Genomic DNA, 12,543 nt, shown 5'->3' on the forward strand with positions numbered 1-12,543 from the left:
CGCCTCCTGCGGCGTGATATTCACGCCCATCCTGAGGTGGGTGGAGACGAGCAGGGGACGGCTCTTAGGGTCTTGGACCTCCTTGGCGAATCCGACCCCGTAAGGATCAAAGGAGGTTTCCTTGTCTGGGCAGGTGGTGGGCAGCAGGGCCCGGCTGTGGCCCTTCGGTCAGAACTGGACGCGCTTCCGATCCAGGAGGACAGCAATGAACCCTGGCGCTCCACTGTTCCCGGCGTGGCCCACCTGTGCGGTCACGACGTCCACACCGCGGCCCTCGTGGCCGTTCTCGGCACCGTGCAGGCCATCGGGACGCCAGTACCACTCATCGGTGCTTTCCAGCCACGAGAGGAGGTCTACCCCTCCGGAGCCAAGGACTTCGTCTCGAGTCCCGCGTTGGCCGGGAAGGACATCCGCGCGATGATCGGCGTGCACCTTCAGCCCATGATCGCGGCCGGTACCTTTTCCGCAGTGGCTGGCCCCATCAACGCAGCATCCGACAACTTCGATCTGCGGATCTGCGGGGTCCCCTCGCACGCGGCCTATCCGCACCGTGGACGCGACCCGATCGTCGCCGCCGCCGCAGTGATCCAGGCGCTGCAGCATGTGGTGTCACGGCGGGTCGATCCCATGAGTCCCAGCGTCGTGTCGGTCGGGCGGGTGATCGGCGGCGACTCCCACAATGCCATCCCGGAGGAGGTGCTGCTCCAGGGCACCGTGCGCACGTTCTCCGAAGATGACCGCCGCCTGGTCACCGCCGCCATCGCCCAGGTCGCAGAAGGCGTTGCAGCGGCTCACGGGTGCACGGCGAACTGCAGGTTCGAGTGGGGAGAGCCCGTCCTGGAGAACGACCATCGGTTGGCACACCTGGTCACCCGCGCCCTCGAGGATCATGGTCTTGCAGAGGCCGACCCGGTCCGTTCCTGTGGGGCCGACGATTTCGCCTGGTACGGCTCCTTGTTCCCGTCGCTGATGATCTTCGCCGGGATCGGTGAAGCGACGTCGCAAACTCCCGGGCTTCATCACCCCCGCTTCGTGCCGGCCGACGATGCCGTCGACACCGTGGCGACGATCATGCTCGTCGCCTACCTTTCAGCCGCACAGAGCCTGACTTCAACGACAGAGGCAACACATCCGCCGCACCGTGAAAGCCGAAGCAGCACGCCAAACCGACCACAGCCCGTCTGAATGCCGTGGGCTGGGCAGGCGTAGAAAGGGATCCGATGACTTCACCCCATAAGGCAAACGAGACAGGAACCGAGGACGGCGTGTTCGATGGCGTCTCCGCCCTGCTGGTCGCCTACATCGACAACGCCGGCCTTGCTCGGTCCAAGGTGCTTCCGCGTGCCCGCCTAGACACTGCTGCGGCCGGCGGAGCCACCATTTCCCGTAGCGTCGCGAGCCTGCTCGCCGTAGATGACGCGGTGCTGAGTACGCCCAACATCGATGCTGCCATCGGTGACCTCCGTTGCATACCGGACCTGGGTGCCCTGGCGGTCCTCGACGCAGAACGCGGCTTGGCCTGGGCTCCCTCCGACTTGTGCCGTCTGGACGGTGCGCCCGATCCGATCTGTCAGCGAACCGCTCTCAAAGACGTTCTCGCGACCGCGGAGGTGGCTGGGTTCGACTTCACCGTAGGTTTTGAGCTGGAGTTCTCCGTATTCCGCGGGACCAAGGATGACCCGGTCCTTGCCCATGCCGGCCCTGGCTACGGGAACACCCCCTTCATCGAGCTCGAAGCCTTCCACCTCGATCTGCTGGAGGCCCTGGCCGCGGCAGGCGTCCCCGTGTCACAGCTGCATCCGGAGTACGGCAATGGTCAGCTGGAGGTCTCGCTGGAGCCTGCAGACCCCGTGACTGCCGCAGACCAGTTCCTGCTCGCCCGGTTGGTGATAGCGCGCACCGCACAGGCCCACGGCCTGCTCGTCTCGTTCTCCCCCGTCCCCGTGCCGGGCGAGGCAACGAACGGCTGCCACATCCACCTTTCGGCCCGGCGGGACGGGCGCAACGTGTTCCACGACCCCAATTCCCCCCACAGGCATCGGAGTGGCCGGTGAGCACATGATCGCAGGTGTCCTTGCCCACGTCGGGGACACTGTTGCCCTGCTGGGCGGCAGCGTGCTCAGCTTCACTCGGCTCCGTCCTCACAGCTGGGCCGGTTCCTATATTTGCTGGGGCAAAGGCAACCGCGAGGCGTCAGTTCGGTACATGGCCGGCCAGCAGGGCCGGGAGGATGCCCAGGCCAACATGGAGTTGAAGGTGGCCGATGCCGCCGCCAACCCCTACCTCGCCGTCGCCGCGTTCCTCGCCATGGCTCTCGACGGGGTCGACAAGGATCTGACTCTTTCCCCGGAGATCACCGTAGACCCAGACACGCTGACGGAGGCAGAGCGAGCGGAGCGAGGCGTGCGGACCTTCTCGCCCGACCTCGGTCAGGCCCTCGTAGCATTGGAGTCGAGTGAGTTGGTGACCCGTACCTTTCACCCGCTCCTGCTGGAGGCCTATCTCACCGTACGGCGTCACGAGTGGACAACGTACGGGCGTATGGTCGCCGAAGAGGTCGCGGCGCGTCTCCGGTTCCGATACTGACTTCCGAGGCCCTACCAGCCGGTGAATGCAGAAACTTCGGCGTTCGACACGAGCCCTCGTTCAACGTCAGCGAACGCCTGGTCCAGGACCGCCAGGGCCAGGTCGATATCGGAATCGGCGATGATCAAGGCGGGAGTCAGTTCGATGACGTTGCCGTGTGCTCCCACGCAGTAAGCGATCACGCCGAGCTGATAGGCCCGGAATACCACCTTTGCCGTCGTATCACCCGCAGGTCGCCCGTCTCGGTGGGACACTTCCACGCCACGAACCAATCCACGCCCGCGAATGTGTGTAATACACGAATGGCGGCTGGCCAGTTCGTCAAGCCCGCGCGCCAGCCGCTCCCCCTGCTTCTGGGCGCGGGCCGCAAGACCATCGCGCAACAAGACTCTCAGGACAGCACGTCCCGCCGCGGCTGCCACTGGGTTACCCGCCGTCGTCAGCAGCGCTGAGGCCGGAGCGGCGTCCAATATGCTCGCCGGCCCGACGGCGGCGGACAACGGAAGGCCGCCGCCCAGCCCCTTGCCGAATGTCACTATGTCGGGGGTCACGTCATCAACTTGAAAGGCGTGCAGCAGGCCCGTACGCCCTAGTCCAACCTTGGCCTCATCACAGATCAGCAACGCACCGAAGGCGCTGCACGTATCAGAGAGAGCCGTCAGGAACCCTGCGGGTGGAACTCGGACACCACCGTCGCACTGCAATGGCTCGACGATGACGGCCGCCACATCACCGCGCCCCAGCTCAGTGCGCACTGCAGTAAGGGCGGCTGCACTCGATCCGGGGATGGATTCGGAGGGGTAGGCAACCACGGCCACCGCCGACGCATCGGCACCCGCGCGCGAAAGATATAGACCGGAGACGCCTTCGGCATCCCCGAGTCCACCGTGGTAAGACCCGTCAAAAGTGACGACGCGTGGCCGCCCTGTCGCGGTACGGACGCTGCGAATCACGGCACTGTTAGCATCGCTGGCCGCGTGTCCCAGGTACACTTTTCTGTCCTCTTCACCCGGGACCAGGCTACGCAGTTCCTCGGCCAGTGAGACCGCCTCCGGATTGGTCATCGACAGGATGCTGGCTCCCGGCATCGAGCGGACGGCTGAGGAGACCGCCGCCACGACTTCCGGGTGGCTGTAACCGATCGTGGCAGCACCCCAGGCCGCCGACATGTCAAGGACGCGTCGACCGTCCTCGTCGATGAGGTGCGTGCCATTTCCTTCGATGGCGTGCGCCGGGAAGAAACGCAGATGCTGGATACGGGCAATCACTTCGCAGTCGCGGTCGTACAACCCTGCTGAGTTTGCGGTCATAATCGCGCCTTCCGGCCCGGGGGCGGTTGGGTCCAGGGTAGTTCAGACCTTACGTCTATTGGTCGACACGCCCATCAAGGCGTGGCTGGATGAGCAGGGCATGGACTACGCCAAGCGGGGGCGCCTGCACCAGAGACTGACGAGCAGTGGGAGAGCGCCCACCGGTCCTGACATCCCTGAGGGACAACCCCCTGGCAGCCTCTGGCCGCCGGGGGGTTGCTGCTGTCCCCGTGCACCGTTCGCCCCACCGCATGGTCCTGCCGCGATTGGTGGACCCCGCACCGACCCGCTTGCCGCGTGTGGTGGCCAGGAGGACCCCACCCGTCGGGGGTGGGGATCAGGCGAGGGGAGCAGGAGATGACCGACGACACGTCGCCCCACCCGGAGGTGGTGAGCCCCGCGATGACGGACCCGCACCGGCGGGCAGTTCGGGGCCTGGTGCCGGGCGCCTACGACACCGGGGAGGGAGGCCGTCGTGTGATGGTCGGCCGCGTGTCGTGGCTGGGGGTGATCTGGGGTGGGTGAGGAAGACAGGTCGGGGTCCATCGAGCTGTGCGAGGCACGGGGTGTCCTGACCGAGGTGGCCCAGGTGCTGCCGCGGGCACGGTGGGAGCTGTCTCGGATGCGGCTGGACGTGCTGGACGCCGAGGCCCGGTTCAGGTCCCTGGGCAGCCACGAATCGCAGCGCCCATCTGGCGCCACTTCGGTCACCCGTGGTCAGGCCCTGCGTGGTGTGGTCATCTCCTGCCGGTCCGCGGCAGCCGCCGGTGGGCGGGTCGAGCAGCGATTGAATGAGGCGGTGGCCGGGGTCAGGGCTGCCGGCGTCCTCGTGGACGCCCTGGCCCGAGCGTGTCAAGTTTTCTGTGTGAGTGATGTGGGTCACAATGGGTTTACAGGTAGGTGTTGACGCGGTCTGGGTAGACGAGGGAGAGCTCGCCGAGAGCGGCTTTCCAACCTTGGACGACGGAACCCTCCACGAGTTTGCCGGGGGCCTTGCGCGGCGAGCCCTTGGGCAGGCCGGCCTCCTTGGCGCGTTCTCGGGCGCGCTTGTCCTCGATGTTGCGGATCGCCAGCCACAGCAGCTTGATCGCGGCGGCGTCGTTGGGGAAGTGGCCGCGGTTCTTGATGATCTTGCGCAGCTGGTAGTTCAGGCTCTCGATCGAGTTGGTCGTGTAGATGACCTTGCGCAGCGCGGGCCCGAACGCCAGGAACGGGGTGAACCGGTCCCACGCGTTCTCCCAGGTGTGGTTCCCCCCAGATCGTGGAGGGTTTCGGGCTACGCGGCGTCCGGGACGGACGCTGCGGTGGACTGCTCGTAGTTGACGGGTGACATCATGCCAGCCGCGCTGTGGCGGCGCTGGTGGTTATAGAACCCGTAAGCCCAGTCGATGACGACCGCGCGGGCCTGGGCGCGGGTGTCGAACTCGTGCCGGGAGAGAACTTCCCACTCCAGGGATGAGAAGAACGCCTCCGCGGCTGCATTGTCGAAGCATTATCCGGTTAATCGGGGCCTTGGTGGGGGCGCGGGGGCACGTGTTGTGCTGTTGGTCACGCAGGGGTGCGGCGTGTCGCTGCCTGCTCGATGTGGGTGTTGAGCCGGCTGATCAGGCGTAGGTGTCGTTCGGTCTCGGCGTCCCAGCCTCGGTCGGTGGCGTCCTGGGCGAGGGCGGCGGCATCGTCGCGCTGGGCGGTCAGGACGGGGATGTGCTCGATGGTGGTCCGGTAGGCGGGGCAGTGCTCGCACAGGTTGGCGTAGGCGCAGGGCCCTTGCGCCGGGGCGCGGAGGCAGTAGCCACCGGCCAGGGCGGTCTTGATGGTCGGCGTGGTGCGCCAGTCGTGGTCCTGGTCCGGCTCGTCGGTGGCGTGGTCGGGCGTGGGTAGGGGGCCCAGGCGCGACTTGGCCAGGCTGAGGGCGCGTTCGTACTCGGCGCGGACGGTGCTGTCGAAGAGACGGGCGTAGCGCAGGCTCATCTCGGCGCTGACGTGGCCGAGGATGACCATGAGGGCTTGCAGGGAGACGCCGGCGTTGACCAGGGCGGTGGCGTAGGTGTGCCGCAGCTGGTGGGGGGTGATGTGTCCGAGCCCGGCGGCGCCGGCGGCCCGGTCGAGCTCGGCGCGCAGCCGGGACTGGCTGAGCCGGTGGCCGTGTGCGGTGAACAGGAAGTCCGCGGGTCTTCCGGTGCGTGGGTGCGGGAGAGGTCGGCCGGGGCTGCGGGTGGTGCTGATGCGGTCGACCAGGGTGAGGGTCTCGGTGTCGATCGGGACCATCCGCTCGGTGTCCAGCTTGCCGAGGGGCACCTTGAGCCAGGAGCCGGCGCCGGGGACGTCGATGACGGCGTCGAGCTCGAGGTCGACCAGCTCGCCGATGCGGAGTCCGCAGGCGCGTTGCAGCAGGAGGGCGTCGGCGGCCAGCCGGTTGGGTGAGTCGGCCAGTGCCTGGGTCAGGGCCTGGTCGGCCGCGGGCGGGAGGAACCGGGGCAGGGGCTGGGGCAGGCGCGGGTTGTCCGAGGCGTAGAGCAGCTTGCGCAGCGGTGCTTCGGGCCAGTCCCACTCGGTGATGTCGGTGAAGAAGTTGGCCACTGCCAGGATCCGTCGGGCCTGCTCGGGCACGGACAGCAGGCCGCCGGACCTGGTGTTCTCGGTCCGGGTGAGCGCGACCAGCCACGGTTCGATGTGCGTGACCCGGTCCAGACCCGCGGGGGTGAGGTCCGCCTCGAGGGTGGTGACGAAGGTGCCGAAGTGGGCCAGGCGGGTCGCCAGGGAGGAGACGGTGGTCATCTTGCAGGTCACGGACTTGCGGTCCAGGTAGCGCACCAGGATCGAGTGCATCGGCTCGGGCACGCCGCCCAGGCGTCGGGCGAACGGCCAACGCTGCTCCCACGGCGCAGGTGGGGCGGGGAGGACGCCGTGGTGGAACAGCACGGTCCGGGTCGCGGTGGCGCAGGCACGGTAGTGCTTCCAGGTGCGTCCGGTGGCTTCCTGTCGTGCCTGGCCGGCGGCCGCGAGGGCGTCGAAGTCGTCGTGGGTGACCTGGTCCAGGCGTTTGCCGGTGGCGAACAGGACCCGGGCCATCACTTGGGAGGCCATGGCCGAGGCGACCCGTTCGGAGTAGCCGACGGCGCGGGCGGCGGTGATGAACTCCTGGACGTCCTGCCCGATCACGGTGCCGGGCAGGTCGCGCCACAGGGAGGAGAACTTGCGGTGCACCAGGTACTCCCACGAGGGCCGCAACCGCCCGGTGACGAGCAGGAACGTCAGGAACGGGCGGGTGGCGGTGCTTGCGGACAGCTGCACTCTCAGCGGCTCGGCCGCCCAGTCCTGCACGTACGGCCAGCGCCGCAGGAACGCTTTCGCCGCGCCCGTGAAGGCGCTGTTCCCGCGACCGGTGCGGCCCTGGTGGGCGTGGTAGGCGGCCAGCACCTCTCGTGGTGTCTCCGCACGGTCGTGCTGTTCAGCTGGACGTGTCGCGTTGCCGGGTGCGGGCAGCATCGTAGGAAGCCTTCACGTGGGTCGGGGCGAGGTGGATGTACCGGGCGGTGGTGTCGACGTGGGCATGCCCCAGCAGGGACTGCATGACGGCCAGGTCGACCCCGGCCTCGGCCAGCGCGGTACCGAACGTGTGCCGCAGCGCGTGCGGGGCGCCGGCGCCGACCCCGCTGCGGGCGCGGTGGTAGCGGAAGATCGTGCGCAGCCCGGCCGGGGTCAGCGGATGACCTCGGGTAGGGCCCTTGGCCACCACGAACAACGACGGGCTGGGCGTGTCCGGGCGCTCGGTGAGCAGGTAGGCGTTGATCGCCGCGGCGAGGTCCCCGTCCAACGGGACCCGGCGGTCCTTGCCGCCCTTGCCGTGCACCAGCAACCACCGGCCGCCGATGTCGACGTCGGTCACGGCCAGGGCCAGCACCTCGCACGAGCGCAGCCCGCAGTACAGCATCAGCCCGGCGATCGCCAGGTCCCGTCGGCTGCGCAGGCTGGCCAGCAGCGCCCTGGTCTCGGCCGGCGTCAGGGCCCGAGGCAGTCGTCGCGGGGTCCGTAAGCGCAGCCGGGACCGGGGCGCGGGTCGACGCTTGGTGTGGGCCAGCAACCCGGAGCGTTCACCTTGGGCGAACCAGCTCGAGGGCCGTCCCTTGGGCACTGGAGAGACCCGGCCGGGCTCACGCATCGCCAGGTACTCATACATCCCCGCCACGGCGGCCAGGCGCAGGTTCACCGAGGCCGGGGCAAGGCGGTCGGTGCGGCGCCCGGTCAGGTCGAGCACGTTCGGTCCGCCCCGACCGGCCACGACCTGCTGGCGGCACGCGGACAAGAACGAGAGCAGATCATCAGTGCTCACCGCCTCGATGTCCGTGCCCGTGCGGTAGGCCCAGCGGCAGAACGCCACCAGCCCGAAGCCGTACGTGCGCACGGTGCGAGGCGAGTAGTTCCGGTCAACCAGGTACCCCAGGTAGGCGTTGGGGACGGCGACGAGCTCGGGCCGGGTGGGACAGAACAGCTCCCAGCGCTGCTCGACCTGGCGAAGACTGACAGCACCGGCGTCGGTGTCCATGCCTCATACCTACGCCTCCGCACCGCCCGAAGCGAACACCCCCACTGCGAGGTCGGCCACCTCCAGGACGTCCCTGCCGGGGCGATTGGCCGGTTAACAGGCACGACCCCACCCGGCCCATCGACTGACGGATCCCCAGGTCGGCGCACAACGTGGTGAACGAGGTCGCCGTGTAGGTCGACCCGCGGTCGGTGTGGAACACGAGACGTTCGGCCTGGTCCTCTCGCCAGATCGCCTCCTTGCCGCCGCGGGCCGTCACGGCCATCCGGATCGCCGCGCACGCCAGCTCAGCGTCGGGGTGGGCACTGGTCGCCGCGCCGAGCAGCCGGCGGGAGTACAGGTCGATGACGGTGGCCAGGTACAGCTTGCCCTCGGCCGTCGGGATCTCAGTGATGTCACCGACCCACCTGCAGTTCGGCGCTGGCGCGGTGAAGTCCCGGCACAGCAGGTCCGGGAACGGCTTCTTGGTCTTGTCTTGCCTGGTCAAGCCACCGCGCCGCTTGATGACGCGGGCGACCAGACCCTGGCGGCGCATCGATTCGGCGACCGTCTTCTCGCTGATCTCCCAGCCAGCGTCGCGCAGGTCGGCATGCAGGCGCGGGGAGCCGTGCAGCCCCTTGGCGTCCTTGAACGCGACCTTCACCGCGCGGTCGACGGAGTCGCGGCGCCGGTCGGTGTCGGTGAACAACCCGCTCGCGGCGCCCGGGCCGTTGGCGCGCTTGATCCACTTGTAGAACCACGCCAGGGAGACCCCTAGCAGGGCGCAGACGAGGGTGTGTGGCACGGCGTAGTTGGTCCTCTGGTCGGCGATGAAGCGTGCCACGCTCACTTCGTCGCCTCCAACACCGGCAGGACCACGGATCGCTTGAGGACATCACGCTCCATCCGCAGCTCGGCGTTCTCCGCGCGCAGACGCTTCAGCTCCTTGTGGTCGTCCTTGGACAGCTCGCCACGGCCCTCGCGTGCGGCGCGGGCCCGCTGGACCCAGTTGCCCAGCGTGCCCTCGTTCACACCGAGATCGCGGGCGACCTGCGCGATCGGCTTGTTCGTCTCCTCGACGATCCGGACCGCTCCCTCACGGAACTCCCGGTCGTACTTCTTCCTTGTCTCTGGCATCTCGATCCTCATTGTGGATGCCTCTACGCTCCGGGGGGAACCTCAGTGTCTTGGACGCCAGGTTGACGGCGACCTTGCTCCACCCGTGGATTTCCCCGTCGGCCAGCTCAAGCCGGAACGTGTGGCGGCTGAGGTCAGACATGGGCGTTCGGCACGTGGGACGCGGGGCTTAGTGCATTGCTGCACGCCCGAAGGGGGTGCAGGTGTGGTGCGGACCCACGAAGGGGCCACCGAGGCGAGCTTGCTGTCCACCCGGCTGCCGACTGCCCCAGCGTGGCCTGCCAGACCTTGTCCGTGCCTCAGTCCACTACTACAACACCTACGAGGAGCTCGAGCAGCTCCTCGCCGCACTTCCCCGCCCCCAGCTGAGCCGGAGCACCCGACCCCCTTTTGCGCTGCAGAGGCACAGCGCCTCCACCCATAACGACGCACTCGCGAAAGGTGGCCATCGCGTGGGGGTTTGTGTCGGAGACCGAGGAAACTGACGGCATATCCGCAGGTCAGCGGCTTGTCTTGTGTCCGGAGGGGGACTTGCCCACATGGGACACACACCCTGGACATCCAGATCGGAGCGTAACCGCAGGTCAGAGGATCGTGCAACGCACACCCATTTCGACGGCACTCGGGTGAACCCGCGACTCGGACCGACGTCATGCCACGACGGGCGGGAGTGCCTCACTCCCCCGTCCGCTCCCCTGTGACCCATCGCTCCATGGCATGACGTCACGACCGTGAGGTACCCGACTTCGGAGCGCGCAGGTGCGTGACATCGCGACTCCGCCGATGTGCGCGCTCTTGCTAGATGGCATACACATGCACTAGCGGGGATGGCTATACCGTTGGTGGAGCGTCGGTCACAGAGCGAACCGTTGGCGGCCGACAGGACGCGCACGCGCCCGACGGTCACCTCGCACCCCGGTCTGGACCTCCTCGGCCTTGTCCCACTCATCACCCCTTCACCGGGCTCTTTCTCGGGCGGGTCTTGTGGGACACCCGCACAGAGATGCACTCGCTGACCTGCATCGTTCCCGTTCAAGGTTGGTCTTACGGGACACGCGGGGGCAACTGGGCATGAAGTCTGTCGGTGGCCTCTGAGATGATTGCTTCATGAGCGGAGACCAACAAGGAGGTGAACGTTCCCTCGCGCTGTTCCCGTGTGGACCCCCCAGCGCGCAACAGGCGACGGCTCACGTGCAGGACTCGCTGACAAATGAGCTGTCCCGCGCCCGGTAGGCCCATGAGTTCAGACCCATTGACCGTCCGCGAGTTGAGCGAGCGACCGTTCACGATCCACTCGCTCAACAACTACACGCATGTAGGCCTGACGAGCCTCATCGACCACCTAGACCTGAAACCGGAACAGGTGCAGAAGATTATCCGAGTCGGCCACTACGATCTGGTGGAGAAGTTTAAGGCCGCGGGCGTCGATTACTCAGAACTCCGCAATGCGCTTGTTCCGCAACCCGGCCGGCATGAGGCGGCCTTCATCTTCGACTCCACGCGCTCCGAAAAGGACATGTACGGCTACTTCTTTGCGGAGAAGTGGATCCCCGCGCTGAAGCAGCATGGGCCAGAAAAGACCGCGCTTCGCGTCGGCGACATCCTCATGCTGCCTAACGAGTTCGTCTGGCGAGAGCTAGATCGACACCTCGTGGGGCCAGCAGGGTTCCCGCGACAGCCGCACGATCAGTACTTCGTCGTCTACATGACGAACCTGTCAGCTGGCCAATTGCGGCACGTCGACGCAGCGCTCACCGGAGCGACCGAGGCGTACCTCGGCTACGTCGACTGCTCAACGTGGAACCCACTCAAAGCAGGGATGTATCTGCCGCAGGTCGGCTTACGTTTGCGCGATCACATAATCACCGAAATGGAGGACGATGGAACGGCAAATCAGGTTGGTTACCCGTGCGAAAATAGCGGGTTCCGGGTCGTCGGTATCGAGGAGTACCTCTACGGTCCGTACCTCGGGCATCGCCTGAACAATGGGGTGCCAGCCTGGGCAGATGAGGACAGTGCGCTTGCGTTGACTGTCCTTGGCGGTGACCGTCAGCCGGTCACGAGCACGGACGTGGTCATCGATGAGAAGCGAATCGAGTACCTCAAAGGTAACCATGGCTCGTCGCTGAGTCGAGCCAGGCTCGACGCGCTAGATAAGGATGCCCTCGCCGCGGCGATCAAGGCCAAGTTCACCAACGGTCTTGTCTACAACCTGCGATTCAAATCGGGCTCACGAGACGGTATGCTGGCGCCTGAGCTCGACGCGATGATGTACAGCGTCCAGGTGGAGTTTCCTGATGACGACGGTGAGATCAAGCGGTATCAGGTCGGCCTAAAGTACACGGCGGAAGCTCACACCACCGAGATAGTCACCTTCTACTAAAACAAGACCGCAGGGGGATCCCTTCGGACCGGCGACAAGCCGGCCCGCAACGGGTCGGCAGTGCTACCGCGTTCACCAAGGTGCGGCAGTTCGTCGTGGTCAGTCTTCGCGGAGGCTGGCGTCGACCTTGGTCCAAGCGGGCGGCCACCCAGGGACAGCCACACAGTTGAGTCCCGCAACCTTCCACTCGTCACCGCCGTCCACCTCGACAGCGACCGTGACCACTCTGGCCGATGCACCGGGAGCGAAGGAGCCGCCAGGAACGTCCTCCTCGACGAAGAGCGCAACGAGTTCCACACCTGGGCTCACTACCCGGGCGGCGGTTCCTGCGGCCAATTCCAGATCGCCTAAGTAGGCGAGCGACGCTCGTAAGTCGCGGGCAAGAACTCGCCGTAGATGGATGAAGAGATCGTGATCGCCGGTGCTTATCTCTCGGGCAAGGGCGTCGCGGGTCTTCCCCGCTGCGGCTGGGTGCTCCAGCACACCGGGGTTGGCCAGCATCCACCATTGCGTCAGCGCCAGCCGGTAGTCGCGGGTCGTGAAGGGCCAGAGAGCGTCGACATCGCCGCGTCGCAGGCTGCTGACCCAATGCAAAGCGACGC

General features: G+C 66.9%; 12 protein-coding genes and 1 pseudogene. 5 read left to right on the forward strand and 8 right to left on the reverse strand.

Translation table 11 applies throughout. From position 1 onward, the window contains the following. Positions 1-36 precede the first annotated feature (36 nt). From ACQ95T_RS10370 to ACQ95T_RS10380, 3 genes are all read left to right on the forward strand, one after another. Entirely contained in the window at positions 37-1,185 is a 1,149-nt protein-coding gene (locus ACQ95T_RS10370; RefSeq protein ID WP_431472895.1) for a M20 metallopeptidase family protein, read from the forward strand. A gap of 80 nt (positions 1,186-1,265) precedes the next feature. Next, positions 1,266-2,054: a hypothetical protein gene (locus ACQ95T_RS10375; RefSeq protein WP_431472896.1), complete on the forward strand. Its 789-nt coding sequence runs from the start codon at positions 1,266-1,268 to the stop codon at positions 2,052-2,054. 4 nt (positions 2,055-2,058) lie between these two features. Beyond that, positions 2,059-2,586 (forward strand): hypothetical protein, encoded by a 528-nt coding sequence (locus ACQ95T_RS10380; protein ID WP_431472897.1) that lies wholly within the window; start codon positions 2,059-2,061, stop codon positions 2,584-2,586. 11 nt (positions 2,587-2,597) lie between these two features. On the opposite strand, the gene ACQ95T_RS10385 is transcribed toward ACQ95T_RS10380, so the two are convergent. Continuing rightward, positions 2,598-3,896 (reverse strand): aspartate aminotransferase family protein, encoded by a 1,299-nt coding sequence (locus ACQ95T_RS10385; protein ID WP_425944320.1) that lies wholly within the window; start codon positions 3,894-3,896, stop codon positions 2,598-2,600. A 357-nt stretch (positions 3,897-4,253) separates the two neighbouring features. On the opposite strand from ACQ95T_RS10385, the gene ACQ95T_RS10390 reads away from it, so the two are divergent. Then, positions 4,254-4,421 (forward strand): hypothetical protein, encoded by a 168-nt coding sequence (locus tag ACQ95T_RS10390; RefSeq protein ID WP_425944318.1) that lies wholly within the window; start codon positions 4,254-4,256, stop codon positions 4,419-4,421. 365 nt (positions 4,422-4,786) lie between these two features. Here the strand turns inward: ACQ95T_RS10390 and ACQ95T_RS10395 are convergent. The 6 genes and pseudogenes from ACQ95T_RS10395 to ACQ95T_RS10420 all read right to left on the reverse strand — a co-directional run. After that, a pseudogene (locus ACQ95T_RS10395) lies at positions 4,787-5,140 on the reverse strand (transposase); the annotation flags it as partial. A 32-nt stretch (positions 5,141-5,172) separates the two neighbouring features. Then, positions 5,173-5,349 (reverse strand): IS3 family transposase, encoded by a 177-nt coding sequence (locus ACQ95T_RS10400; protein ID WP_431473818.1) that lies wholly within the window; start codon positions 5,347-5,349, stop codon positions 5,173-5,175. Positions 5,350-5,444: 95 nt separating this feature from the next. After that, positions 5,445-7,385: a tyrosine-type recombinase/integrase gene (locus ACQ95T_RS10405; RefSeq protein ID WP_425943978.1), complete on the reverse strand. Its 1,941-nt coding sequence runs from the start codon at positions 7,383-7,385 to the stop codon at positions 5,445-5,447. Next, positions 7,348-8,442: a tyrosine-type recombinase/integrase gene (locus tag ACQ95T_RS10410; RefSeq protein ID WP_425943976.1), complete on the reverse strand. Its 1,095-nt coding sequence runs from the start codon at positions 8,440-8,442 to the stop codon at positions 7,348-7,350. The genes ACQ95T_RS10405 and ACQ95T_RS10410 overlap by 38 nt, the downstream gene beginning before the upstream one ends. Next, complete coding sequence (locus tag ACQ95T_RS10415) at positions 8,324-9,265, reverse strand: IS3 family transposase (protein WP_425943974.1); 942 nt, start codon at positions 9,263-9,265, stop codon at positions 8,324-8,326. The genes ACQ95T_RS10410 and ACQ95T_RS10415 overlap by 119 nt, the downstream gene beginning before the upstream one ends. Positions 9,266-9,267: 2 nt before the next feature. Next, positions 9,268-9,558 carry a transposase gene (locus ACQ95T_RS10420; protein WP_425943984.1) on the reverse strand — a complete coding sequence of 97 codons (291 nt, stop codon included), beginning with the start codon at positions 9,556-9,558 and terminating at the stop codon, positions 9,268-9,270. A 1,267-nt stretch (positions 9,559-10,825) separates the two neighbouring features. Here ACQ95T_RS10420 and ACQ95T_RS10425 point away from each other — a divergent pair. Next, positions 10,826-11,941 carry a hypothetical protein gene (locus ACQ95T_RS10425; RefSeq protein ID WP_425943982.1) on the forward strand — a complete coding sequence of 372 codons (1,116 nt, stop codon included), beginning with the start codon at positions 10,826-10,828 and terminating at the stop codon, positions 11,939-11,941. A 99-nt stretch (positions 11,942-12,040) separates the two neighbouring features. Here the strand turns inward: ACQ95T_RS10425 and ACQ95T_RS10430 are convergent, their stop codons facing one another. Continuing rightward, positions 12,041-12,442 carry a hypothetical protein gene (locus ACQ95T_RS10430; RefSeq protein ID WP_425943980.1) on the reverse strand — a complete coding sequence of 134 codons (402 nt, stop codon included), beginning with the start codon at positions 12,440-12,442 and terminating at the stop codon, positions 12,041-12,043. Between the last annotated feature and the right edge of the window lie 101 nt (positions 12,443-12,543).

Origin of the sequence: Ornithinimicrobium carbonis (genome assembly GCF_050703245.1) — a bacterium.
Taxonomy (GTDB): Bacteria; Actinomycetota; Actinomycetes; order Actinomycetales; family Dermatophilaceae; genus Ornithinicoccus.